Source organism: Sinorhizobium sp. BG8 (assembly GCF_016864555.1).
Lineage (GTDB): Bacteria > Pseudomonadota > Alphaproteobacteria > Rhizobiales > Rhizobiaceae > BG8.
Window position 1 is genome coordinate 1826010 of the sequence record NZ_CP044011.1, and the last position, 24955, is coordinate 1850964.

Here is a 24955-nt window from a genome sequence, read left to right on the forward strand (position 1 = left end):
TCGTCCGCTTTCCAGCGAGATTTATGTTCGGCTGATCATATTCACTTGATTGATTCGCTTCCGGACCTAGTTGCTTCCTTGTGCTCCACGGCAGATTGCACGCGATATTGCAAGAAACGCGGATAAGGTTCTTTCCATTTGGCCGCGAATTGATAGGCTGTTTTCCATGGCTATGTCGGTTTTGAAGAACAGACGGGAGCGAGGTTTCCTTGACGGTCAGTTCCTGATCGCCATGCCGGGAATGCTCGACTCCAATTTTGCCCGCAGCGTGGTCTACATCTGCGCCCATTCCGAGGATGGAGCCATGGGCTTCATCATCAACAGAGCGCAGCAGTTGAGCTTCTCCGACGTCTTGCTGCATCTTCAGCTCGTGCAGGAGGACGATGTGATCCGACTGCCGGGCCGCACCAGGGATTTCCCCATTCGATCCGGCGGTCCCGTCGAAAGCGGGCGCGGCTTCGTACTCCATTCGGACGACTACATGTCTGAATCGAGCATCCCCGTCAGCGATGACATCTGCCTGACGGCGACGCTCGACATCGTTCGGGCGATCTCCCGGGGCAGGGACCGAAGCGTGGCCTGATGATGCTGGGCTATGCCGGCTGGGGTGCCGGTCAGCTTGAGAATGAAATCACGTCGAATGGTTGGCTGACCTGCCCGGCCCACGAGGACCTGATCTTCGATGTCGGGCTCGAGGACAAGTACGACCGCGCGCTCGCCCTGATGGGCGTGACGCCGGCGATGCTGTCGACCGAGGCCGGACACGCCTGACCCCTGAAACACCTTGCGTCCCGGAACATGTCCGTGCCGTTGGCGTTAACGGCGCAGGCGAGACATCGTGCCTTCGCCTGCGATTATCTTCGGGGACAGTATGCGTCTTTTCCAGTGTGAAACCTGCGGCCAGACCCTTCACTTCGACAATCGGGTCTGCGTCCGCTGCGGATCAACGCTCGGCTTCAATCCCGGGGACATGCGCATGCACGCGCTCGTGGTCGGCGACGACGGCCTGTGGTACGTGGCGCCGGGCGGCGGCTCCGGCTACCGGCAATGCGAGAACGCGGCGATCGACGTGTGCAATTGGCTGGTGCCGGCCGAGGATCCCGACGTCTTCTGCCTCTGCTGCCGGCACAATCGCATCGTACCGACCACCGATCCGGTCGGGCTTTCGCGCTGGCGGCGGATCAGCCAGGCACAGCGCCACCTTTTCTATTCGTTGCTGCGCTGGCGCCTTCCTCATCCGACGCGGCAGGAGCAGCCGAACGGCGGTCTCGTATTCGATTTCCTCGCAGATGAGGTGGATGCCTCCGGTAACCTCGTCCCGGCCATGACCGGCCAGCAGGACGGGCTTATCAGCCTTCGGGCAGCGGAGGCCGAAGACGTGGTGCGGGAGACCGTTCGCGTCTCCATGCAGGAGCCTTACCGTTCGCTGCTCGGTCACTTCCGCCACGAGATCGGACACTTCTACTGGGTGCAGCTCGTCCGCGACCGCGAGGTGGTCGAAGAGGCGCGGTCCCTGTTCGGAGACGAGCGATCCGACTACAACACGTCCCTTCAGCAGTACTACTCGGAAGGGCCTCCGGCCGATTGGCAGGCGAGGTTCATCAGTCCCTACGCGAGCGCCCATCCGGCCGAGGATTTCGCCGAATGCTGGGCGCACCTCTTCCACATAGCCGATACGCTCGAGACCGCCCGGGCTTTCGGCTTGGTGACCGGTCCCGCCGGGCACGAGGAACTGGAGGCAGAGGTCACGTTCGATCCCTATCGCGCGCCGAATGCCGGCAAGTTGGTGGAGGCCTGGGTGCCGCTCAGCGTCGCCATGAACGCGGTACAGCGTTCGATGGGCCAGCCGGACAGCTACCCCTTCGTCCTCACGCCGCCCGTGGTCGAGAAGCTCGATTTCATGAACCGCCTCCTCACCAGAGTGCAGGGGTGAAAACCCGGTGCCAGGGGATTTCCCTGTGAGCGGCAGAACTTCTCACTTATAATGGGTCGGGCGGCACCGCGTGTCGCAAGAGGTGTCCGTCCGAAATGCCGGATAGAGCGGCAGGACAGGCCAGCGCAACTCCTCGACTGTCGGGAACGCCCGGCGAAAGGAGGTGCGTCATGTTTCGCAAGATAATCCTTGGACTTGTCGGGCTATGTCTGCTGACGGCCGGTACGGATTCGGCAGCCGACCCGCCGGACATGCAGCTCACGCCGAAATGCGCCCGGCATTCGGAACTCGTGGACTTGCTTCAGTCCCTCTACGCGGAAAAGCTCTCCGGGGTCGGGCTTGTCAGCCCCTATGCGCTAGCCGAACTCTACGTGGCCGGTGAGGGCAACTGGACACTGATCCTCACGGGAACGGACGGCCTCAGTTGTCTGATACTTTCGGGGAACGGATGGCAATCGCTGCCTCCGCCGCCCGGGCAGCGGGCATAGAGGGAGCGGCCTTGACCAGGCCCCGTCCACTGCTTTGGGTTCGACCCCTATGCCCGCCTCATGAGCGGAAATCGCTCCTTCAGCAACCGCAGGACCGAGTCGTAACCGATGGGCGGTCCGAACAGGTAGCTCTGGCCGTACTCGCAGCCCATGTTGCCGAGTTCGATCGCATCCTCTTCGGATTCGATGCCTTCCGCCACGACCTGCATCTCCATCTCGCGTGCCATGGTGATCACGGAGCGCAGGAGGATCGTGCGCTTGTCCGACTCGTCGCCGCGCACCAACGCCTTGTCGATCTTGATCGTATCGAAGGGGAAGCGCGTGAGATAGGCGAGGGACGAATGGCCGGTGCCGAAGTCGTCGAGAGCGAGGCCGAGCCCGATTTCCTTGAGCTTCCTCAGAACCAGCAGCGCCTGCTCCGGGTTCTCCATCACGACCGATTCCGTCAGCTCCAGCTTGATCTTTGACGGCTCGCAGCGTGTCTTCGCCAGAACGGCGCGGGCGTCGCTGTAGAGCTCGTTGTTGAGCAGCTGCGCGCTCGACAGGTTCACGGAGACGAAGATCGGCAGGTCGCCGGTCTGCAACTGCCAGTCCATCAGGTCGCTTGCCGCCTTGTCGAAGGCGAACATGCCGAGCTGGTTGATGAGATCGGAGGTCTCGGCGATTGGGATGAACTCGGTCGGCGAAATGTTGCCGCGCTTCGGGTGATCCCAGCGCATCAGCGCCTCGAAGCCGGCAATCTCCGCGTCGTTCAGCCGGACGATCGGCTGGTAGACGAGGGAGAGTTCCTTGCGGTCGATGGCGCGGCGCAGATCGGTCTCTATCTGGAGCCTGTCGGTGCCGAAGGTGCGGAACGCCGGCCGGAACGGTTCCACGCGGTTGCCGCCCGCCTTCTTGGCCCGGTACATCGCCAACTCCGCATCGTTCAGCAGCCCGGCCCCGTCTTCCTGCTGGTCGACCCACGAAACGAGGCCGATGGAGGCGGTGAGGATGACCTCCCTGTTTGCGAAGTTGAGCGGCACCATTATCGCCTTGCTGACGGCCTCGGCGAAATCCGCGACCTTGGCGGGATCCCGTTCGGACATCAGGATAAGTCCGAACTGGTCGCCGGAAAGGCGAGCCAGGGTGTCCTGGGGCTTCAGCAGGCGGCGTAGCCGGCGGGTCAGCGCGATCAGGATGTTGTCACCCGCCGCAATTCCCAGCGCGTCGTTGACCTGCTTGTAGCGGTCGATGTTGATCGCCAGCACCGTCGGCCGGACGTTCTCTCCGCTGCTCGTCAGCGACAGGATGGCATCCAGCCGGTCCAGGAAGATCTGGCGGTTCGGCAGGCCGGTGAGGTTGTCGTGCAGGGCGTCGTGGAGCAGCCGGTCGACCGAATTGCGCTGCTCGGTGATGTCGATGATCGTCCCTACGCAGCGAATGATCTCGCCGTTGGCCGCAAGGACCGGGCGCGCGCGGATGGAAAGCCAGTGGTAGTGGCCGTCCTCGGCGCGGACGCGGAACTGATGGTTGAGCCGACCCTTGCGATGTTCCAGCAGGACGTCCAGCGTGGCGCGGAATCGGTCGCGGTCATCGGGGTGCAGGCGGGGCAGCCAGGTGCGTGCGGGACCGTGCATGACACCGGGCGCAAGGCCGAGTTGCGCGGAAATGTCCGGGATCGTCACGATGCGATCGCGCGCCACGTCCCAGTCCCAGACGGTGTCGCCCGAGCCTGTCAGGGCGAGAGACTGGCGTTCGAGGTCGGAAAACAGACCCTGGCTGTAGGCGCCGCCCGCAAAGGCGTGCTGCATCACGGTAAAGCCGATCAGGAGGACGATCAGCACGAGGCCCCCGCCGAGCGCCGGCTGGATGATGTCGTTGTTGAGCTGTCCCGTTACCGTCATCCAGGCGCCGAACAGCCAGACGAGGATCAGCGCCCAGGCGGGTACGAGCAGGATCGCCCGGTCGTAGCGGTTGAAGCCGAGATAGGCGATGAGGAAGATCCCGACCGTGCCCGTGAGGGCGAAGGAGAGGCGGGCGATACCGGCCGCAATCGGCGGATCGTAGATCGCGACGCCGAAAAGCAGCGCCAGTCCGATAATCCAGGCAAGCGTCGCGTAGGCAAGATGGGCGTGCCACCGGTTCAGATTGAGGTAAGTGAACAGGAACACGACGAGGCCGGCCGCCAGTGCCACCTCCGTGCCCGCTCGCCACATTCGCTCGTCACCCGCGGTGATGCTGATGAGCTTGGAAAGAAAGCCGAAATCGACGCAGATGTAGCCGAGCACCGCCCAGGCGAGTGCCGCCGTCGCCGGAAGCATCGAAGTGCCCTTGACCACGAAGAGGATCGTCAGGAACACGGCGAGCAGGCCTGCGATACCGAGCACGATGCCCCGATAGAGCGTGAACGCGTTGACCGTGTCCTTGTAGGCGTCCGGTTCCCAAAGGTAGATCTGGGGCAGTTCGGGCGTGGCCAGTTCCGCGACGAACGTTACGACCGAACCCGGGTTCAGCGTGATGCGGAAGACGTCGGCCTCGTCGCTAGGCTGCCTGTCGAGTGCGAAGCCCTCGCTCGGCGTGATCGACAGGATACGCTGGGCGCCGAGGTCGGGCCAGAACAGCTTCGATCCGACCAGCCGGAAATGCGGCGCCACGATCACCCGTTCGAGCTGCTCCTCGGAGACGTTGGCAAGCGCGAAGACAGCCCAGTCTCCCTGGTGGTTTTCCGCGGTCGCTCGCACTTCGATGCGCCGCACGATGCCGTCGGATCCGGGCGCAGTCGAGACCTGGAAGGCCTCGCCGCGGCCCGTGTAGATCTCCGTCGTAGCGGTGAGGTCAAGCGCGGTATCCTCGCGCGAGATCTTGACGGGCTCGACGGCGCGCGCCATTCCCGCCAGCGGCCCAACGAACAGGACCGCTGCCATCAGGATGAACGCAAGCAACCGGCTGACGGGCAGCGTCTGCGGCACGGAACGGATTTTCATCTAGACTGCGATATCCTGTGGTCTGCGGGTCTTATGACCCATTATCCAACACTACGATTTGTCCTCAGGGCCGTCTGTCCTCGGCCAGGAGGGAATACATGACATGGTCTCGCCACTCACCATTTATCTTCAAATATTCCCGAAGGTAGCCTTCACGCTGAAAGCCGGCCTTTTCAAGGAGACGTATGCTTCTGAGATTGTCTGGAATACAGGCTGCCTCGATACGGTGCAACTGAAGAGCCGTAAAGATATGGGGGATGGCGAGGTTCAGCGCCGAATACATGTGTCCCTGACCGGCATGGCGCTCGCCCATCCAGTAGCCGATCATGCAGCATTGCGCCGCACCGCGCCTGAGGTAGCCGATTGTCAGGCCGCCGTAGAGCACTTGCTCCTGACGGGAAAAGAGGAGCAGCGGCACGGCCTGTCCTGAAGCATATTCCTGCTCGTTGCGAACCACACGGGCGCGAAACGACGCCTCGCTCAGCTCGTCGCTGCGCCACGAAGGTTCCCACGGTTCGAGGAAGCGGCGGCTCTCCGATCGCAGCGCATACCATTGGCGGTAGTCGGAAAATCGGGGAAGCCGCAGGAGATGCTGTTCGCTGGCGAGCTCAATGGTATCGGACGGCCTCGACAGGAACCGAAAAACCGACCTTGCCATTCATGCCTCCGCCCCGGATTGCTGCGCATTCGGCCCAAGAAAGCCCATCACCCGCTAATATGACAGGAGAGCGTCAATGGCGTCAACGCGATGTCAGCTGGCAACGCGTCGCGGTGTTTCGACACGGGAAAGCGCGTGGGTGATGTCCGAACTGGAGGCCAGCTGTTCGAGCGGACCGATGGCCGAAAGCGTCGGAACCGTATCGAAGAACAGGCGCCCGGAAAGGTCGGTGAGCCTCTCGGTCGTTATGCCCTGCAGTCGTTCCATCAGCTCGTCGTTCGGGATCGGTCGTCCGTAGAGCATCATCTGGCGGGCGATCTGGCCTGCGCGTGCGGCGGGGCTTTCCTGTCCCATCAGGAGCTGGGCGCGGATCTGGGCGCGTGCGCGCTCGATTTCCTGCTGCTCGATGGACTGGGAGGACTTGCGCAGCTCCTGCACGATCACCGGCAACAGTTCCGGCAGGTTCTCGCCGCTCGTTGCAGCATGGATGCCGAAGATACCGGTATCGGAGAACCCCAATGGAAGGCATAGACCGAGTAACAGAGGCCGCGGTGCTCCCGCACTTCCTGGAACAGCCTCGACGACATGCCGCCGCCGAGAATGTTGGCAAGGATCTGCGAACAGTAGAAATCACGCGCATGGTATGCCTTGCCCTCGAAACCGAGCAGCACCTGGGCATCCATGAGGTCGCGCGTCTCGCGGATATCGCCGCCGGTGTAGCGCGCCGTCTCGAAGACGGGAGGTGCCGACGGCTTGACGGGCAGCGTCGAGAAACGGTCTTCGACCTGGCGGACGAAGGCATCGTGGTCGACCGCGCCTGCGGCAACAACGAACATGCGGTCGGTCGTGTAGTTGCGGCCCATATAGCCGCGAATCTCGTCCGGGGAGAAGGACATGACGGTGTCGGGCGTGCCAAGAATCGCGCGGCCGATCGTTTGTCCCTTGTAGGCGACTTCGGAAAACTGGTCGAAGACGACATCATCAGGCGTGTCGTTGGCAGCGCCGATTTCCTGGAGAATGACCTGCTTCTCGCGTCGAAGCTCTTCTTCGTCGAAGACGGATTCCGTCAGGATGTCGGCGAGGATGTCGACCGCCAGCGGCACGTGGTCCTTGAGCACGCGGGCGTAGTAAGACGTCGTCTCGGTCGAGGTCGCGGCGTTGACTTCGCCGCCGACGTTCTCGATTTCCTCGGCGATCTGTCGAGCGGACCGGCGCGCGGTTCCCTTGAAGGCCATGTGCTCCAGCAGATGGGCGATACCGTGCTCATCGACCGTTTCGTTCCGCGAACCCGACTTGATCCACACGCCGAGAGCGACGCTCTCGAGGTGCGGCATGTTTTCGGTCACTACCGTCAACCCGGACGCGAGCCGGGTGCACTCAACTTTCATCATCCGTCTTTCTGCAATCGTCATTCCCGGATGCGGGCATGGTTGCCGATGTAGGCTTCCACGATCTTGATGTCTGGATCCAGGATGTCGAAACGCTCCTCCCTGTGCATCAGGTCAGCAAGCCACGTCGGAAGCGCGGGGTCAATACCGCTTGCCGATTTTACTGCAGCCGGGAACTTCGCCGGATGCGCGGTCGCAAGCGTAACCATTGGCGCACCGGGCTTTTCGTGCTTGCCTGCAACGAAGACCCCGATCGCCGTATGCGGATCGAGAAGGTAGCCGGTGCGCTCGAGCGTCTCGCGGATCGTTGCGGCCACCTGCTTTTCCGAGGCGCGTCCGGCCCGGAATTCCTTGCGGATCGCCGCCAGCGCTTTTGCCTCGATCTCGAAGGAGCCGGACTGCTTGAGACTGTCCATTGCTGCGCGCACAGCCTGGGCGTCGCGGCCATGGGCCTCGAACAGCAGCCGTTCGAAGTTCGAGGAAATCTGGATGTCCATCGAGGGCGAGGTCGTTGCCTTGACGTCGCGCATCTCGTAGCGGCCGGTCTTGAGTGTCCTTGCCAGGATGTCGTTCTCGTTGGTGGCGATCACCAGCCGGTCGATCGGCAGTCCCATCCGCTTTGCGGCGTAGCCTGCGAAGATGTCTCCGAAATTGCCGGTCGGCACGGTGAAGGAGATCTTCCGGTCCGGCGAACCCAGCGAAAGGGCGGTCGTGAAGTAGTAGACGACCTGCGCCATGATGCGCGCCCAGTTGATCGAGTTTACGCCCGAGAGCTGGACACGGTCGCGGAACGCTGTGTCGTTGAACATGCCCTTTACGAGGTTCTGGCAGTCGTCGAAGTTTCCGCGCACCGCCAGCGCATGGACGTTCGCCTCCTTCGAGGTCGTCATCTGGCGCTGCTGGACAGGCGATACCTTCCCTTCGGGGAAGAGGATGAAGATGTCGGTGCGCTCGCGCCCTGCAAAGGCATCGATTGCCGCCCCGCCCGTGTCGCCGGAGGTCGCGCCCACGATCGTCGCGCGCTGGCCGCGCTCGGCAAGAACGTGATCCATCAGCCGGGCCAGGAGCTGCATCGCGACATCCTTGAACGCCAGCGTCGTGCCATGGAAGAGCTCGGCGACGTAGGAATTCGGCCCGGTCTGGACGAGGGGGGCGACCGCCGGATGGCGGAAGGTGGCATAGGCCGCGTCGATCATGTCGCGGAACTTGTCGTCGGGTATCTCGCCGTTGACGAAGGGCGAAAGCACCGTGAACGCGATTTCCTGATAGCTCTTGCCGCGCAGCGCCCGGATCTGCTTCTTGGAGAAGCTCGGCCATTCACGCGGAACATAGAGCCCGCCATCGCGCGCAAGACCTGCCAACAGAGCGTCAGAGAAACCGAGGGCAGGGGCTTCGCCCCGCGTCGAAATGTAGTCCACGTTCATTCTTCCTTGCGATTGATCGGCGGTCGCGGCCGCTGAGACAGACGGATGCGGGTTGCGTTCCTGCTGCGGCATTTCATGACGATACGCTCGCAAGCACCCCCTCAATCGCCGGGCTTCGACGCGGAAGTGCAAAATGAGACAACGAGTGGTTTCGCCAATCGATTTTTTGCCGCGCCGCTGCTATAGACCATCCGCGCGGGTCGTAAAAGGTCCGTTTCCTTCGAGTTTCAACGGGCTCTTCGGGTCCTGGATACAAGGTCACCGTAACGTGTTTGTAATGTGTAGCCGCCGGCTTGCCGGCCTTGCCCTTCTCGCAGCCCTTGCCGGTTGCAGCCAGACCGACAAGACCGATCCGCTCGGCACGGCCGACAACAGCGCGCAAAAAACCGCAGCAGCCGAGCAGCAGGCGCCCGTGATACAGGGGGCATGCCCGCAGCTCTATCTGCGCGACGGCACGGCCGTGCACGTCGCCTATGCGAAGGGCGCCAAGAATGATCCGAAGCAGGTTCTCTATCAGGCGACCCTTGCCAACACCACGCGCCAGTGCCGCTTGAACGAAGACCAGCTGACGATGACCGTCATGGTTCAGGGACGCGTCGTGGTCGGCCCTGCCGGCAAGGCGGGCCCGGTAACGCTGCCGATCCGCGTTGCGGCGGCGGACGAGGACAAGACGCTCTATTCCGAGCTGAGGAAGCTGACTGTCGATGTTCCCGAAGACGGAGCGGCTCAGTTCGTATTCACCGACGATCAGGTCGCGATCCCCGGTGGCGCCGGCACCTTTACCAAGGTCTATGTCGGTTTCGACGAAGGTCCGTACAACACCAAGTAAGTAGCGGCCAAGAGCGGCCGATGACGCGGGATGAGGGGGCGCAATGCGAATTGCGCCGCTCCCCGAAGCCTCCCCGTGCCGTGTTGCGTCAGATGGCTTCCTGCCATTCCGCCAGCGCGCCGATGACGGCTGGCAGTTCGCTCATTCGCGAGATTACCGTTTCCGCCCCTGCGTCGGTCAGCCGGTCGGCGTGGGAGGGATAGGTGTGCGATGCGCCGGTGAAGCCGACAACGCGCATGCCTGCGGTGCGCGCGCCATGGATGCCGTGCACCGAATCCTCCACGACGAGGGTGCGTGCCGGGTCCGCGTTGAACTGCTTCGCGCCGTGCAGGAAGATATCCGGCTTCGGCTTCACGCGGTCCGGGCCGAGGTCCTTGGCCGAGTAGATATGCGGGGCGAAGACTTCCTTCAGGCCGACCTTGGTCAACATCATGTCGAGGCGGTGCGAGGAAGAGTTGGAGCAAATGCAATAGGGCTTGCGGATGCGCGAGAGCATCAGCTTCACGCCTTCGATTACCTTCACGTCGCGTGCGAGCCGTGCGTCGAGCAGCTTCTCGGACTTGTCGAGCAACGACGCCGAAAGGGGGATCGAAGCCTCGCGCTCGATGGTCAGCAGGATGTTGTGCCAGGTCATACCGGCAAAGCGCTCACCCATTTCCTCGACGCTGATCGGATAACCGGCTTCCGTGAGCAGGCGCGACTCGACCTGCGCCGCGATGATTTCTGAATCGACCAGCACGCCGTCACAGTCGAAGATGATGAGGTCGAAACCTTCCATGAGAACAGTCTTTCCTGTTGCGCGGGAGGGAGGACCCGCGGGCGCCGCAAAGCCTGGGCGCTGAAATCATAGGGGTGATGATACGGAGGGGCGAACGCGCCGCCTGCGGACGCGGGATTTCCTACACGAGTGGCGCAGAAAGGACAATCCGGCATGTTGTCACCGCCGGATTGCTTCACTGGCAGGGACGTGTTCGGGCTCACGCCCGGAGCCCCGTCGCGCTACGGAAACAGCGCCAGGAACGCCTTCTCTCCAGCCTCGGTGAAGCGGACGGCGCGGCTGTCCTTTTCCCGTTTCGCCCAGCCGTTTTCGACGAAGCGGGAAAGCAGTGCCTCGCCCAGCGACCCTGCGAGATGCGAGCGCCGTTCGCTCCAGTCGAGGCAGGTTCGGCACACCGGCCGCCGCTGGCGCTGCAGCGCGCCAAGATCGATCCCCATTGCGGCGATCCGGCTCTCTCCGTTCGCAGTCAGCGTGGCGTCATCGCCCGAAACGGTCACGTCCCCGTCGGCCACCAGCCGGTCGAGCATACGCACGCCGAAGTCTCCGGCCAGGTGATTGTAGCAGACCCGCGCCTTGCGCAGCGCCGGGTCCTTGGGGCCGGGCCGGGAGCGCAGAAAGCCCTTGCTGGCGGCAAAGCCCATCAGCCCCTCGAGCATCAGCCCCACCTCGTCGTCTGCGAGCGCGAAATAGCGATGCCGCCCCTGCTTGCGTTGCGCCACGAGGCCGCCGGCCTCGAGCTTCGCGAGATGCGAGCTCGCCGTCTGGAGCGTCACGCCGGCTGCGCCGGAAAGTTCCGTCGCCGTCAGCGCCTGCCCGCCCATGAGAGCCGTCAGCATGTTCGCGCGGGCGGGATCGCCGATCAGCGCACCGATCTGGGATATGTCCGGTCCTTCTTTCATACTTCGATAGTAATCGAAGCATTGACGACAGGCAATATGCGACAAGGGATCATCGAAACATACAGGAGTTGTCCGATGATCACCTGCTTCATCCGCTATCAGATAGATCCCTTCAAGCAGGAGGCCTTTGCTGATTATGCGCGCAACTGGGGCCAGGCTATCCCGCGCTGCGGTGCCGATCTCGTCGGCTATTTCGGCCCGCACGAAGGCTCGGCCACCATCGCTTATGGCGTTTACAACATCGAGAACCTTGCGGCCTACGAAGCCTACCGTTCCCGGCTTGCCGCCGATCCGCTCGGGCGGGAAAACTACGCCTTTGCAAAGCGCGAACGATTCATCCTGAAGGAAGACCGGATCTTCCTGAAGAACGTCTCGCTGCCGCACGGGGAGGTCGTGCGATGATCGCCGTCATCTTCGAGGTCACGCCCTTCCTCGGCAAGCGCAACGCCTATCTTGATCTGGCGGCTGCGCTGAGGCCGCGCCTCGAACAGGTCGACGGCTTCATCTCCATCGAGCGCTTCGAGAGCCTGACATTGCCCGGCAAGGTACTGTCGCTCTCCTACTGGCGAGACGAGGCGGCGGTCAGCGCCTGGCGCAACGGACCCGAGCATCGCGCCGCGCAGAAGGCCGGCAGGGGAGAGATTTTCGCGGACTACCGGCTGGGCGTCGCTGAAGTCGTGCGGATGTACGGGATGAATGATCGCCGTGAAGTTCCGAAGGATAGCCGCATGCAGTTGGGCATGCTCGCCTGAGCGAGATGGCCCGCCCAGGGAACCGGCGGGCCACCTCCTTCGTGGAATGGGATGGGATCATTCCACGGTGATGTTCATGGATCGGTGCGCTGGGGTCGAACGACCGGTCCACATCGTAAAGACGTATGCGCCGTCGCACTTATTCGCCAAAAGGGGAAAGCGAATTTCGCATTTTCTCCAGCGCCTTCAGTCTTTGGTAACCATCTTCGGTAACCATGACAGCATGAAATCCGTTCCGAGTAAGCGTATCAGCGAGTAACCCATGCCATCTGTTCTTTCGCTTGCAGACGTCCGTTCGTCCCGCCAGATCGGCTGGCTCGACACCATCATCAAGGGAGACTGCGTTGCAGCTCTCGAGGCGCTGCCGGACCAGTCCGTCGACGTCATCTTCGCGGACCCGCCATACAATCTGCAACTCGGCGGCGCGCTCACGCGTCCGGACCAGTCGCTCGTCGATGCTGTCGACGACGAGTGGGACCAGTTCGCCTCCTTCGGGGCCTATGACGCCTTCACCCGTGCCTGGCTGCTTGCCTGCCGCCGCGTCCTCAAGCCGGCCGGCACGATCTGGGTCATCGGCTCCTATCACAACATCTTCCGCGTCGGCGCGACGCTTCAGGACCTCAACTTCTGGATCCTGAACGACATCATCTGGCGCAAGACCAATCCGATGCCGAACTTCAAGGGACGCCGGTTCCAGAACGCCCACGAGACGATGATCTGGGCAAGCCGCGATCCTAAGGCCAAGGGCTACACCTTCAACTACGATGCGATGAAGGCCGCCAACGACGACGTGCAGATGCGGTCCGACTGGCTGTTCCCGATCTGCAGCGGCGGCGAGCGCCTGAAGGGCGAGGACGGCAAGAAGGTCCATCCGACGCAGAAGCCGGAAGCGCTTCTCGCCCGCGTGCTCATGGCATCGTCCAAGCCCGGCGACGTCGTGCTCGACCCGTTCTTCGGTTCCGGCACGACCGGCGCTGTCGCCAAGCGCCTCGGCCGCCATTTCGTCGGCATCGAGCGCGAGCAGAGCTACATCGACGCGGCGCGAGAGCGCATCGATGCCGTCGAGCCGCTCGGCAAGGCGACGCTGTCGGTATTGTCGGGCAAGAAGGCGGAACCCCGCGTGGCGTTCAACACCCTTGTCGAAAGCGGGCTCCTGAAGCCCGGCACCGTGCTGACCGACGAGAAGCGCCGCTACAGCGCCATCGTGCGTGCGGACGGAACACTTGCATCCGGCGGCGACGCCGGCTCCATCCATCGTCTCGGCGCGAAGGTCCAGAACCTCGACGCCTGCAACGGTTGGACCTTCTGGCACTACGAAGATGGGCAGTCCCTGAAGCCTATCGATGCATTGCGGTCGGTCATAAGAAGTGACTTGGCAAAACTCGACTGATCAACCAGTCTAACCAGGTCAGGTCAAAGCTTTTTCCGGTTTCGTACCTTCAGTCCCGGGGAGAGCTCATACGCCCGGAGCCTATGGCTCCGGGCGTATTTCATTTCAGCCCCGGCCGCCCGGGGCGGCGGCCTTCAGGCCGCTATTCCATGTGACGCCAGATCACTCTTCAGCTTCTCCGGTTCAGTGAAATGGACGGCGTTCCAGCCGAAGGCGCGGGCGGCCTGCACGTTGGCAATGCTGTCGTCGATGAAGAGTGTATGGGCGGGTGCGAGCGCGAAATCGCGCGTGTGTTTCTCATAGATCGCCGCGTCCGGCTTGATCATGCCGATTTCGCCGGAAACCGTCACGCCACGCGGCAGGTTGAGGAAGGGAAAGATCTTGCGCGCTTCCCGAAAGGTGTCTGCCGCGAAGTTGGTGAGCATCGTCACGTCCCGGCCCTCGTCGATCAGCGTTTCGAAGATCGCCACGCTGCCGTCATAGGCGTGCGAAACCATTTCGTGCCAATGGCCGCGGAAGGCGCGGATGTGGTCGGTCCGATCGGGAAATTCGGCGATCAGCAGTTCTTCCGCCTCGTCCCACGGGCGGCCTCGGTCCTGCTCCAGGTTCCACTCATGGGTACAGACATTGGCGAAGAACCACTGCCGCTCCGCCTCGTCGGGGATGATCCGCGAGAAGGGGATGTTGGGATCGTAGTGGATCAGCACCTTGCCGATGTCGAAGACGATGTGGCGGATTTCGCTGTTGCTCATGATTCTCTTTCTCACCTTTCGAAGGCGTCAGGTATCGCCTGCTTTATTGCCTTCTTCATGACAGTCGGCAGCGCCTGTTCGCCGAGCGTCTCGCGGGGTTCCCACCAGCCCGTGCCGGTCGCCGTGTCGCGCGGGATGGTCGAACGGAAGACGCTCAGCCTCAGCTCGAAATGGGTGAAGACATGGGTGACCGCGCCGCAGCCCTTCCACTCCGCTGCAAATGGTCCCGCGTCGGTTCCTGTCCGGCCATCCTGCCGCGCCGTCCAGGAACTGCCCGGAACCTCGGTCATCCCCGCAAGCAGGCCCTTGTCTGCGCGCTTGCGCAGGAAGATCGCCCCTGTTTCGTCGATGGCGACGAAGGCGGCTCCGAGACGGAGCGGCTTGTCCTTCTTGGCGGCCTTGATCGGAAAATGCTCCGGGTCGCGTTCCGCGAGCGCCCGACAATGGTCACGGAACGGACAGAGCGCGCAGGCCGGGCGCTTTGGCGTGCAGATCGTCGCGCCGAGGTCCATCATGCCCTGGGCGAAGTCGCCTGGCCGGTCGTCCGGTGTAAGCGCCGCCACGAGCCTGCGCATTTCCGGCTTGGCCGCGGGCAGGGGGGTGTCGATCGCGTAGAGCCTGGATATGACCCGCTCGACATTGCCATCGAGCACCGCACTCCGGCGGTTGAAGGCGATGGCGGCGATTGCGGCGGCGGTATAGTCGCCGATGCCGGGCAGTTGCTTCAGGCCATCTTCCGTGTCGGGGAAGTGTCCGCCATGCTCGAGGGCAACGCTCTCCGCGCATTTCTTGAGATTGCGCGCCCGTGCGTAGTAGCCGAGCCCCGCCCAGGCCTTCATGACATCCTCGGTCTCGGCGTCGGCAAGGTCGCGGACCGTCGGCCATCGCGCCGTGAAGAGTGCGAAGTAGGACCGGACGGCCTGTACGGTCGTCTGCTGCAGCATCACTTCCGAGAGCCATACGCGGTAGGGATCTGCTCGTACGCCACGCTCGGCCATCGGCGGACTTATTCGCCAGGGCAGGTCGCGGTGATGCCGGTCGTACCAGTCGAGAAGGAGGCGGGACAGCGACGCCTCCGGTGGCGATTTCGTCATGATTTGCCTAGCCGGGAGATGAGCGGTTATAACTGGCGAACCGCGCGCGGTAGTTCAAGCCGATTCGCACGTGGGCAAGCGAGTATTTGCCAGGAGTATGCGTGTGAGTTCCGGTTTCGTGCGAAAAGGCGTCGTCCAGATCAGTGAAGTTGCCAATGGCCTCATCGATCCCGTGCTGGCGCGCCGCGCTGGCATCAACACGATGCTGCTCGGTTCATGGGACGAGATCGTCGGTGTCGATTTTGCCGAATGCACAAGGCCGGAGCGCATCACCTGGCCGCGCCGCGCTTCCGAGATGTCGGGAGAGGACGGCGGCTACCAGCCGGGCGTGCTGACCGTCGCCTGCGAGGGGGCGCGAGCCCTTTTCTTCACTCACCAGCAGGGCGAGGTGATCCAGCGCATAAACGGCTTCTTCGGTTTTCCGGCAATCCGGCAAATGAAGATCGTGCAGAAGCCTGTGACGCCTCAGTCGCGCCACAAGCCGAAGCCGAAGCCTTTGACCGGCGAGGCCGCGCGCCATCTCGACGAGCTCGTGGAAGGCATCGAGGGAGACGCCCTGCGCGATGCGCTGAAACGCCTCGGAACGGCCGTTCTCGGAGCCAAGACGAAGCGGCGCCAGTCCTTCTGAGAGCATCCGGCCGGAAAACGCCGGTGCCCCAACACCAATCGGTCACATTTCTTTGAAGAACATGGTGTTGCACGAGCTTGTTACTGCCCCGAAGCCGGTATATCGGGTGACCAGACCGCAACTCTACAATCATCCTGACAGGAGAGACCATGTCCCTTTCCGAAATGAGCCCCGTGAAGCGTCTTCTTGCGGGCGTTGCCGTTGCGGCTCTCGCCGTGACGCTTGCCGCATGCAGCGACGAGAAGAAGGAGACCGCCAAGGCTCCCGAGACAAGCCAGACCGCGACGGAAAGCGCCGAGACGAAACCTGCTGAGACCAAGCCTGCCGAAACCACTCCGGCTGAAACGGCGACCAGCCAGCCGGCCGAGAAACCCGCGGCTGCGGCGACCGAGACCGCGCAGGCACCTGCTGCAACGCCTGCCAACGTAGAGATGCCGACCTCCCAGGGCAGCGTCGATATGGCGAAGGTACTGGAGCCCGGCCCGCTGCCGGAAATGGCCATCGGCCAGGCCAACGCGCCGGTCACGATCGTCGAGTACATGTCGATGACCTGCCCGCACTGCGCGCGCTTCCACAACGAGACCTTCGAGGCGATCAAGACGAAGTACGTCGACAGCGGCAAGGCGCGCTTCATCCTGCGCGAATTCCCGCTCGACCAGCGCGCTGCGGCCGCGATCATGCTGGCGCGTTGCGCACCGGAAGGCCAGTTCTTCCCGATGGTCTCCATGCTGTTCAAGCAGCAGGAAACCTGGGCGGCGGCACAGGACGGGCGCGAGGCGCTGCTTCAGATGTCGAAACTTGCCGGTTTTACACAGGAGAGCTTCGAGGCGTGCTTGACGAACCAGAAACTTCTGGATGATGTGAACGCGGTACGAGAAAAGGGCGGCAATGAATTCGGCATCGCCGCAACGCCGACCTTCCTCATCAACGGCCAGCGCTATTCCGGAGAGATGTCGGTTGACAGCATGTCGGCCCTTATCGACAGCATGCTCTAGTCTTCCCGCAGCTTGGCTGACGGGCGCCGGCAGAGGTCGCGCGCCCGTTTCCTGCTCCCTTCGCGTAGGGAGAGCGGGAACATGAAGTTCAACAAGCTCCGCCTTCTCGGTTTCAAGTCCTTCGTCGAGCCGACGGAATTCATCATCGAGCGCGGCCTGACGGGCGTCGTCGGCCCCAATGGCTGCGGCAAGTCCAACCTCGTCGAAGCGCTGCGCTGGGTGATGGGGGAAAACTCCTACAAGAACATGCGCGCATCCGGCATGGACGACGTGATCTTTTCGGGATCCGCGAACCGGCCCGCGCGCAACACCGCGGAAGTCGGCCTCTACCTCGACAATTCCGACCGCACGGCGCCCGCCGCCTTCAACGATGCCGACGAGATCCAGGTAAGCCGCCGCATCGAGCGCGAATCCGGGTCGATCTACCGCATCAACGGCAAGGAAGCCCGCGCCAAGGATGTCCAGCTGCTCTTCGCCGACGCCTCGACCGGTGCACGCTCGCCTTCGATGGTCGGGCAGGGGCGTATCGGCGAACTGATCCAGGCCAAGCCGCAGGCGCGCCGCCAGCTTCTCGAAGAGGCCGCCGGCATTTCCGGCCTTCATTCCCGCCGCCACGAAGCCGAACTGCGCCTTCGCGCCGCCGAAACCAATCTCGAACGCCTCGACGACGTCACCTCCCAGCTGGAAAGCCAGATCGAGAGCCTGAAGCGGCAGTCGCGCCAGGCGAACCGCTTCAAGACGCTTTCGGCCGAGATCCGCCGCCGCGAGGCGATGCTGCTGCACATCCGCTGGGTTCAGGCGAAGGAGGCCGAGGGCGAGGCGGAGAGCCAGCTCAACCAGGCGACCTCGCTCGTTGCCGAGCGGGCACAGGCCCAGATGGAGGCAGCCAAGGACCAGGCGGTCGCCAGCCTGAAGCTGCCGGAACTGCGTGAGAACGAGAGCAAGCTTGCAGCCGCCCTCCAGCGCCTGCAAATTGCCCGCGCGCAGCTCGAGGAGGACGCGGCCCGCCTTCTGCGCCGGCGCGATGAACTCTCGAGGCGGCTGGCGCAACTCGCCGAGGACATCCGCCGCGAGGAACGCATGGTCGCTGACAATGCAGCCGTTCTTGAACGGCTCGATGGCGAGGAAGCGGAGATCGCCGAGGTTCTCGAGGCGGCGGACGAGCGCGCGCAGACTGCGCGTGAGGCTCTGGACGCCACGTCCGAGCGCCTTGCAGCAAGCGAGCAGCTTCTCGGCACGATCACGGCGGAGCGCGCCGAGGCGCAGGCCGGGCGAAATCAGTTGGAAAAGGCAATCCGCGATCTGCAGGACCGCCATATGCGGCTGTCGCAACAGCTGGAGGGGCAGGCCCGCGAGCTAGAGGCGATCGACAGCCGCATCGGCGCCCTGCCTGACCCTGAAGAAAAGCGCGCAGGCGTCGAGCGGTCGGAAGAGACCGTGGAGGCGGCCGCCGCCCTGGTCGTCCAGATCGAGGAGGCGCTGGAAGAGGCGCGCACCATCGAGGTCGCGGCACGCGCGCCCGTCGAGGCTGCCCGGTCGGTTGTCGGCAGCATCGAGACGGAGGCGCGGACTATCCGGCGGATGCTGGAGGCGGGTGCTGCGGGCGGAACCTTCGCACCGGTCCTCGATGGAATTGAAGTGGACCGTGGGTTCGAGACCGCCCTTGGTGCGGCACTCGGCGACGATCTCGACTCGCCGGTGGATCCGGCAGCGCCCGTCTACTGGCGCGACGGCGTAGATGCTTCCGCCGATCCCGTCCTGCCGGCCGGCGTGCCTGCTCTGATCGAGCGCGTGCGGGCGCCGGACGTGCTAACGCGGCGACTGCGGCAGGTCGGCATTGTCGGAACCGTCGAGGATGCGCTTGCCCTGCAGCCCGGCCTGAAGTCCGGCCAGCGTCTGGTGACGCTGGAGGGCGCCGTCTTCCGTTGGGACGGACACGTCACCGGAGCGGATGCCCCGAGTGCATCGGCCCTGCGTCTTGCGCAGCGCAACCGCCTCAACGAGCTTGAGGCCGAACTGGAAACGGCAAGGGAGAGCCTCTCGCGCGCCGAGGAGGATCTCCGGCGTGCCGGGGACGCCATTCGTGCCGAGACCGAACGTCACCAGATGGCGCGCGATCGCCAGAAGGCCGCTGTTCGCGCGCTGGCCGAAGCCCGCGAGGCGCTGGATGCGGCGGAGAGGGCTTCGGGCGAGCTGGTTCGCCGCCGTGCCGTGCTCGCCGAAACGAAGGCACAACTGGAGCAGCAGGTCGAGGAAACGGCCGCGAGCCTGGAGGATGCGCAGGCAGCACTCGAGGATGCGCCTGACGTGGCCGAGCTCGACCTCGCCCTGAAGACGCAGGCGGCCGAGGTGGCGACGGACCGGGCGGCACTTGCCGAGGCCCGCGCCCAGCACGATGGCCTCGCCCGCGAGATGGGGGACCGTCGCCGTCGGCTTGCCGCCATTGCGGCCGAGCGCGAGACCTGGGTTGAGCGTGCCTCCAACGCGGAGAAACACATTGAGACGCTTCGCGAGCGCGAGGCGGAAGCTCATGCCGAGGCGGAGGAGATCGCCGAGGCACCGGACGAGATCGACGACAAGCGGCGGGCGCTCATGAGCGACCTCTCGCGGGCGGAAGAGGCTCGCCGGCACGCGGCCGACGAGTTGCAGGAAGCCGAAAACCGCCAGCGGGCCGCCGACCATTCCGCCGCAACCGCGCTGTCTCAGCTTGCCGAATCGCGCGAGAAGCGGGGCCGTGCGGAAGAGCGGCTCGTCTCCGCCCGCGAACGGCGCGTCGAAAGCGAGGGCCGCATCCGCGAGGCGCTCCATTGCGCTCCGCACGAGGCGCTGCGCCTGACCGAACACCCGGCAGATCGGCCGCTTCCCGATCCACGCGATACCGAGATAGACCTCGACAGGTTCAAGGTCGAACGCGAGCGCCTGGGCGCCGTCAACCTGCGCGCCGAAGAAGAGCAGAGCGAACTCTCCGAGAAGCTCCGCGCGCTCGTGACCGAGCGGGAAGACATCATCGAGGCGGTGCGCAAGCTGCGTTCGGCGATTCAGAGCCTGAACCGCGAGGGGCGCGAGAGGCTGCTGGCCGCCTTCGACGTGGTCAACGTCCAGTTCCAGCGCCTGTTCACCCATCTCTTCGGCGGCGGCACGGCCGAACTCCAGCTGATCGAAAGCGACGACCCGCTCGATGCCGGTCTCGAGATCCTGGCCCGCCCGCCGGGCAAGAAACCGCAGACCATGACGCTCCTCTCCGGCGGCGAGCAGGCGCTGACGGCTATGGCGCTGATCTTTGCCGTCTTCCTCACCAATCCGGCGCCGATCTGCGTGCTCGACGAGGTGGATGCACCGCTCGACGACCACAATGTCGAGCGCTACTGCAACCTCATGGACGAGATGGCGCTGTCGACGGAAACGCGTTTCATCATCATCACCCACAACCCCATCACCATGGCGCGCATGAACCGCCTCTTCGGCGTCACCATGTCGGAGCAGGGGGTTTCGCAGCTCGTATCCGTCGATCTCCAGACCGCCGAGCAGCTGCGCGAGGCGGTGTGACGCGGGTCTATTCGAGTTCTACGACGTAAGAATTCGTGGCGTCTCCAGGCCCCATGTCGTCCCAGGTCAAGACGCGAACCGATTTCATGTCCTTCTGGCCGCGCCGCTCGTCAAAGTACATTGCGAAATCGTCGCCTTTCTTGTGCTCGTTTGGCTTGCCCGAGTTCCAGTTTCCATATGCAAGCGGCTGCCCGTTCTGCCAGCGCCACCCGCTTCTCGGTTCGCGGCCGCCCTCATCCTGAACCAGACCGATCCACGATCCCATCTTGTATCCGGTGCTTTCGGAAACATCGAAGCCCATGTGGAAGAAGCTCTGGTCGCCGTTCATCAATGACGCGACGAACTCGTTCTCCGCCTTCGACGTAATGACGGCAAGATAGCCGCCGCATTTCTTCGCCAACTCGTCGGCGATCATATGCACGGCCATGATGTGCTGTACCACGATGTAGAGATGTCCCGAGAAGGAGCCGAAAACCTTGGGACTTCGAGGGGCACATGCCAGGGCCTTGAGGACGACGGGGTCGGTCTCCAGGCCGGAAAAGTCCTCGGGATCGTAACGACGGGCATTCGTGGAAGAATAGATACCGTCCTCTCGCCAGTTGAGAGAGACTCCGAGCCGGTCGGCCGTCTCCTCGTTCACGAAGCCGGTACCGGGGAGACCGACCGAACGCTGGAATGCTGTGATGGCCTGCCGTGTCTGGCTTCCAAAAGCCCCGTCCGCTGTTCCGGACGTGATGCCTTTGGCGGCGAGGGCGATCTGGATCTCCTTCCTCTTCTGCGGGCTCGTGACGAACCGGCTTTCCTTCTCCTGGGCCGTCGGCGTTATGGTGCTGCCCGCCGGCTGCATCTGCTGGAGGAACTGGCGGGCGAGCACGGCCTGCTCGCTCGAGCGGTGCTTGGCGACGAACTGCTTCCATGTCCTCGCGGTATTGATGCGAAGCGCCTTGCGGAAATCCGCCTCGGCCTCGATCGCGACAGGGTCGATCACTTCAGGCGCCTTCTCTTCGGGAATAGCGGCTTTCTCCGGCCCGAAATAGAACTCCAGCACCAGCGAGGAGAGCAGTTGCGGTGACTGGCGGTCTTTCGTCTCGCTGCGCACCTGGCGGATCACCCGCTTGAACGCGGTGCCGACTTCGAGGCCGGGCGCCGCCAGATTGCCAATGAGGGCCTTGGTGAAGGGCGAATGATCGCCGATACCGTCGAGCGCGACCTGACCGGGTGCTGCGGCAAAGGCGACCATCGTGCCCGAACCGCTGGACCTGATCGGCGCAAGTCCCGGGTTGCCGCTCCGCGTGAGGCACCCTCGACCTCGGCATTCAGCCTGTTCGCCAGGGGATTGTCGCGGCAGGCGTCGATGAAGAGGAGCGAGACCTTTGCCCGCCGTTCCATTGCGCTGATGACCTCGGAGAGCGCCAGCGTCTCGCCGGGCACATCGAATTCGCTTGCGAGCGCGGCCTCGGTTCCGAGCAGGAAATTCTCGCCGCGAAGCTGCATGCCGTGGCCGGCGAAATAGAACAGGGCCGTGTCCTCCGGGCCGATCCGCCGGACGAACTGCCCAAGCGCCTCCGCAAGGGTCTTCCGGTCCGTGTCGACAAGCAGCGTCGATTGAAACTTCTGGGCCAGCAGGAAGGCGTGGAATGCCTGCGCGTCCCGTTTGGCGTTCGGGAGCGCGCCCACCGATGCGTAGTCCGAGTTGCCGACGACGAGCGCGAGCTTGTTTCCGTTCTCCTGCGCATCGGCGCGGTTCGGAAGGAAGGCCAGCATGGCCGACAGGCAAAGCACGCTTAGAAGGATGAATGCGGATCCCGTCTTCATTTTCGCCCCCGGAAGCATCACACCCATGACGCGCTCCGCGGGCGCAATATTCAAGCCGTCCAATAGACGGTGTCGCGGTATCTTTCTGGTCCGATGGAACAAAATCCGCCTTCGGCGACTTACACGCCTGTTTTTGGCGCCGATCGTCGGGCCAGGCGGAGATACTGCATGAACAGGAATGCTCTCTACATGATCATCGGCGCACTCATCGTGGTGGTCGCCGGCTTTTCCTACTATGCCTACCAGGAAGAAAAGAAGCCGGATGGCGTCGAGATACAGATCGGCAAGGACGGCTTGTCTATTCAGGAGAACTGAGCCGCATCAGCGCGGCTCGCCGTTCTCGAAGAGCACCTTCACGGCACTGGTGTATATGCCGTCGGCGATATGGGCGTGGCCCTCGGCGGTCGGATGTATGGGGCCGCCGAGCGCGCGTGACGCGGTGTAGACCCGGCCGTTCGCCCCGCCGATGAGCTCCTCCGTGATCTTTGTCTTGAAGTAAAAGGCAAGGAGGTAGGAATCGTTGAAGGTTCTGACCCAGCGCTCCCGCATGGCATAGGGGTAGAAATCGGTTGCGGGGTTGTAGGCTGTCGTCCCGAAGCGCTTCCATCCCGCGTTGTCCCGGTTCGGCAAATCGAGGATCTCGGCTGTCGGTGCGGCGGCGTCGGAGACGGATGATCCCGTGGCGCAGAAACCGTGAGGCTTGAACTTTTCGACATGGCCGTCGACGAAGGTCCACCCGTTCGCCGTCGCGATGCTGCGCAGCTTGCCATTGAGTTTCCGCGTAACCGCATCGGCAATGGCCGGCGTCACGTCGCCCGGTCTCACCTCAGACTGCGCCTTGACGCTCAAAAGTGTCGAGACGTTCAGGCCGCGATTTCCGCCGCCGCAGAAATCGGTGGCCGTCTTGTTTGCGAGGCGCGGGTAGGCCGTCAGGATGACACGGCTCGCAGGAGCGATGCCCGACCGTTCCGTCTCGATCTCCAGCTTGGATTGGATGGCGCTTGAAAGAAGGGCGAACCGCGGATCGAGGTCCCGGTCGATCCGGCGTTCCGCCTCCTGCCTGTCTATCGCGTTCGCCGCGGACTGGAAGGCCTGCACGGCAAGTTCGGTCACGCCGGGAATGGGAACGTTGAGCAGGCCGGAATTGACGACGACCTTGGAGACGAGCGGCGCGAAGCCGATGTCGTTTCCGCCGATGCTGACGAAGAGGAGGTCGATCGGCCTGCGGAACTGACCGGTCTTCAGTTGTGGACTGCGCTTGAAGGCGTTGCCACCCGGCCATGTCGGGCAGAGTTTCTTCTTGTCCCGGTAGGGGGCCCAGCCGGAGGCCTGGACCATCTGGATCTCCCGCACGAACCGGTCCGACTGCGGCACCGTGGCGGCGAAGGCAGACAGCCCGAACTGGCCGCCCGTCAGGGAATCGACCACGCCGCTGATCTGCGGCTGGAAGAACCGGTTGGCGAGCGCGGTATTGGGGCCGCACTCGCGATGGTCCTGCGGCCAGAAAACTCCGTCGGTGACTTCGGCGCCGGAACAGGCATAGGAGACAAAGGTCACCGCATGGTGGCGCTGGCCGTGGAGCGCGAGTGCGAGCGCTGCCCGGGCCTGCGCACTGTAGATCGAGCGATGGCACTGCGGGTCGAGCCATCGCGCCTGTGTATCCTCGGCGACGCGCTGTCCCGACTGGTTCAGCTTGCGCGTCGGGATGTTGAGGCCGGGCCGCGTCGTCGTGATCGTCGTATCGGAAATCCCGACATAGGGCGAGCGGGCCCGTTCCCTGTCGAGGGTAACGGGCAGTTCCGGGTTCCCTTCACCGGAACCGAAGGAATCCCCGATGCCGACGATCAGGAGGTCGCGCACCGCGATCGTGGCGGCAGCCGGCGTCGGGGCCGCACTCGCGGCGGCGGAGAGCTCGTAGCTCGCTCCGTACTCCGCCCTGAGGAACACCGGCTTGCTGCAATCCTCGGCCACCAGAACGCGTTTCTCTGGCTCGATCCCGATCTTTTCCGTGACCAGTCCGAACCCAGCATTCGGCGGGGTGGCGAGTTCCAGCCTGCATTGACCCGTGAGCGGTTGCCAGTCGGTGCCGTTCTTCGTCTCCACGGCGATCTGGACCAGGTGGCGCTTCGGGAAGACGTAGTCGTCGTCACCATTGATCTGGCCGATGTCGCTCCTGCATCCCCTGTAGGTCTTGGATACCGCGTCCCAGCACGTTCCCTTGATCGGGGCGTTTCCGGGCTCGTTCCTGAGCATGGATGCCCATCCAAGGCGTGGATCGAAGCGGATGGGGGTGCGGTTCGGATCGGCTGCGCGCAGTTCGTCGAAGAGCTGGACGTAGGTCTTGGTGCTCCCTGGCGGTTTCTTCTGCCACCAGGAAGGACTGTTGAGGCGCTTCTCCAGCTCCGATACGAGGTTCGCGTCCTTGTCGGTGATCGTGGCGTCGGCCATGATATCGGCCAATGCCCATTCATGAATCTTTTGGTCGGATTCGAAGCGCAGCAGCCGGAACGGCTGGACCACGCTCCAGGTAAGGCGGAGTTCGGCCGCCTGCGCGGCGGACCCCAGGAAGCTCGCAATCGAGAATGCGACAAGCAGAGCAATACGCATGCCAGGGCCTCCGACA

General features: G+C 63.7%; 20 protein-coding genes and 2 pseudogenes. 11 read left to right on the forward strand and 11 right to left on the reverse strand.

The features are described from left to right. The first annotated feature begins 166 nt into the window (after positions 1-166). The 3 genes and pseudogenes from F3Y30_RS08435 (at position 167) to F3Y30_RS08445 (ending at position 2421) form a co-directional block, all read left to right on the forward strand. A pseudogene (locus F3Y30_RS08435) lies at positions 167-771 on the forward strand (YqgE/AlgH family protein). Between the two features lie 100 nt (positions 772-871). Further along, positions 872-1933, forward strand: a complete 1062-nt coding sequence (locus F3Y30_RS08440) for a putative zinc-binding metallopeptidase (RefSeq protein ID WP_203426007.1) — start codon at positions 872-874, stop codon at positions 1931-1933. Between the two features lie 170 nt (positions 1934-2103). Further along, the gene (locus F3Y30_RS08445) at positions 2104-2421 is read left to right on the forward strand and encodes a hypothetical protein (RefSeq protein WP_203426008.1); all 318 of its coding nucleotides are present in this window, start codon (positions 2104-2106) and stop codon (positions 2419-2421) included. Between the two features lie 47 nt (positions 2422-2468). On the opposite strand, the gene F3Y30_RS08450 is transcribed toward F3Y30_RS08445, so the two are convergent. The 4 genes and pseudogenes from F3Y30_RS08450 to thrC all read right to left on the reverse strand — a co-directional run bounded on the left by F3Y30_RS08450 (position 2469) and on the right by thrC (position 8854). Continuing rightward, positions 2469-5384 carry an EAL domain-containing protein gene (locus F3Y30_RS08450; RefSeq protein WP_203426009.1) on the reverse strand — a complete coding sequence of 972 codons (2916 nt, stop codon included), beginning with the start codon at positions 5382-5384 and terminating at the stop codon, positions 2469-2471. Between the two features lie 64 nt (positions 5385-5448). After that, positions 5449-6042 (reverse strand): GNAT family protein, encoded by a 594-nt coding sequence (locus F3Y30_RS08455; RefSeq protein WP_203426010.1) that lies wholly within the window; start codon positions 6040-6042, stop codon positions 5449-5451. Positions 6043-6135: 93 nt separating this feature from the next. Next, positions 6136-7433, reverse strand: a pseudogene (locus F3Y30_RS08460) (pitrilysin family protein). Between the two features lie 17 nt (positions 7434-7450). Then, complete coding sequence (thrC, locus tag F3Y30_RS08465) at positions 7451-8854, reverse strand: threonine synthase (RefSeq protein WP_203426011.1); 1404 nt, start codon at positions 8852-8854, stop codon at positions 7451-7453. 277 nt (positions 8855-9131) lie between these two features. Between thrC and F3Y30_RS08470 the strand changes: the two genes are divergently transcribed. After that, complete coding sequence (locus tag F3Y30_RS08470; RefSeq protein WP_203426012.1) at positions 9132-9683, forward strand: hypothetical protein; 552 nt, start codon at positions 9132-9134, stop codon at positions 9681-9683. 88 nt (positions 9684-9771) lie between these two features. Here F3Y30_RS08470 and F3Y30_RS08475 read toward each other — a convergent pair whose 3' ends face one another. After that, complete coding sequence (locus tag F3Y30_RS08475; protein WP_203426013.1) at positions 9772-10461, reverse strand: HAD family hydrolase; 690 nt, start codon at positions 10459-10461, stop codon at positions 9772-9774. 221 nt (positions 10462-10682) lie between these two features. Further along, positions 10683-11360 carry a winged helix-turn-helix domain-containing protein gene (locus tag F3Y30_RS08480; protein WP_203426014.1) on the reverse strand — a complete coding sequence of 226 codons (678 nt, stop codon included), beginning with the start codon at positions 11358-11360 and terminating at the stop codon, positions 10683-10685. A 75-nt stretch (positions 11361-11435) separates the two neighbouring features. Here F3Y30_RS08480 and F3Y30_RS08485 point away from each other — a divergent pair, with 75 nt between their 5' ends. From F3Y30_RS08485 to F3Y30_RS08495, 3 genes are all read left to right on the forward strand, one after another. Further along, complete coding sequence (locus F3Y30_RS08485; protein ID WP_203426015.1) at positions 11436-11762, forward strand: NIPSNAP family protein; 327 nt, start codon at positions 11436-11438, stop codon at positions 11760-11762. Further along, entirely contained in the window at positions 11759-12112 is a 354-nt protein-coding gene (locus F3Y30_RS08490; protein WP_203426016.1) for an antibiotic biosynthesis monooxygenase, read from the forward strand. The genes F3Y30_RS08485 and F3Y30_RS08490 overlap by 4 nt, the downstream gene beginning before the upstream one ends. A 262-nt stretch (positions 12113-12374) precedes the next feature. Next, positions 12375-13502 carry a site-specific DNA-methyltransferase gene (locus tag F3Y30_RS08495; protein WP_203426017.1) on the forward strand — a complete coding sequence of 376 codons (1128 nt, stop codon included), beginning with the start codon at positions 12375-12377 and terminating at the stop codon, positions 13500-13502. 134 nt (positions 13503-13636) lie between these two features. Here the strand turns inward: F3Y30_RS08495 and F3Y30_RS08500 are convergent, their stop codons facing one another. Beyond that, complete coding sequence (locus F3Y30_RS08500) at positions 13637-14254, reverse strand: HAD family phosphatase (RefSeq protein ID WP_203426018.1); 618 nt, start codon at positions 14252-14254, stop codon at positions 13637-13639. 11 nt (positions 14255-14265) lie between these two features. Beyond that, on the reverse strand, positions 14266-15348 hold the full coding sequence (gene mutY, locus F3Y30_RS08505; RefSeq protein WP_203426019.1) for an A/G-specific adenine glycosylase: 1083 nt from the start codon (positions 15346-15348) through the stop codon (positions 14266-14268). A 103-nt stretch (positions 15349-15451) separates the two neighbouring features. Here mutY and F3Y30_RS08510 point away from each other — a divergent pair, with 103 nt between their 5' ends. From F3Y30_RS08510 to F3Y30_RS08520, 3 genes are all read left to right on the forward strand, one after another. After that, positions 15452-15976, forward strand: a complete 525-nt coding sequence (locus F3Y30_RS08510) for a DUF721 domain-containing protein (protein WP_246752915.1) — start codon at positions 15452-15454, stop codon at positions 15974-15976. 149 nt (positions 15977-16125) lie between these two features. Next, complete coding sequence (locus F3Y30_RS08515) at positions 16126-16971, forward strand: DsbA family protein (RefSeq protein ID WP_203426021.1); 846 nt, start codon at positions 16126-16128, stop codon at positions 16969-16971. A gap of 81 nt (positions 16972-17052) precedes the next feature. Continuing rightward, on the forward strand, positions 17053-20517 hold the full coding sequence (locus F3Y30_RS08520) for a chromosome segregation SMC family protein (protein ID WP_203426022.1): 3465 nt from the start codon (positions 17053-17055) through the stop codon (positions 20515-20517). Between the two features lie 7 nt (positions 20518-20524). On the opposite strand, the gene F3Y30_RS08525 is transcribed toward F3Y30_RS08520, so the two are convergent. Beyond that, on the reverse strand, positions 20525-21712 hold the full coding sequence (locus F3Y30_RS08525) for a peptidoglycan-binding protein (RefSeq protein ID WP_348649867.1): 1188 nt from the start codon (positions 21710-21712) through the stop codon (positions 20525-20527). After that, complete coding sequence (locus tag F3Y30_RS26700) at positions 21625-22332, reverse strand: caspase family protein (RefSeq protein WP_348649865.1); 708 nt, start codon at positions 22330-22332, stop codon at positions 21625-21627. Before F3Y30_RS26700 ends, F3Y30_RS08525 begins: the two co-directional genes overlap by 88 nt. 168 nt (positions 22333-22500) lie before the next feature. Here F3Y30_RS26700 and F3Y30_RS08530 point away from each other — a divergent pair, with 168 nt between their 5' ends. Next, on the forward strand, positions 22501-22647 hold the full coding sequence (locus F3Y30_RS08530) for a hypothetical protein (RefSeq protein ID WP_203426024.1): 147 nt from the start codon (positions 22501-22503) through the stop codon (positions 22645-22647). A gap of 6 nt (positions 22648-22653) precedes the next feature. Here F3Y30_RS08530 and F3Y30_RS08535 read toward each other — a convergent pair whose 3' ends face one another. Next, positions 22654-24939, reverse strand: a complete 2286-nt coding sequence (locus F3Y30_RS08535) for a hypothetical protein (protein WP_203426025.1) — start codon at positions 24937-24939, stop codon at positions 22654-22656. Positions 24940-24955: the final 16 nt, after the last annotated feature.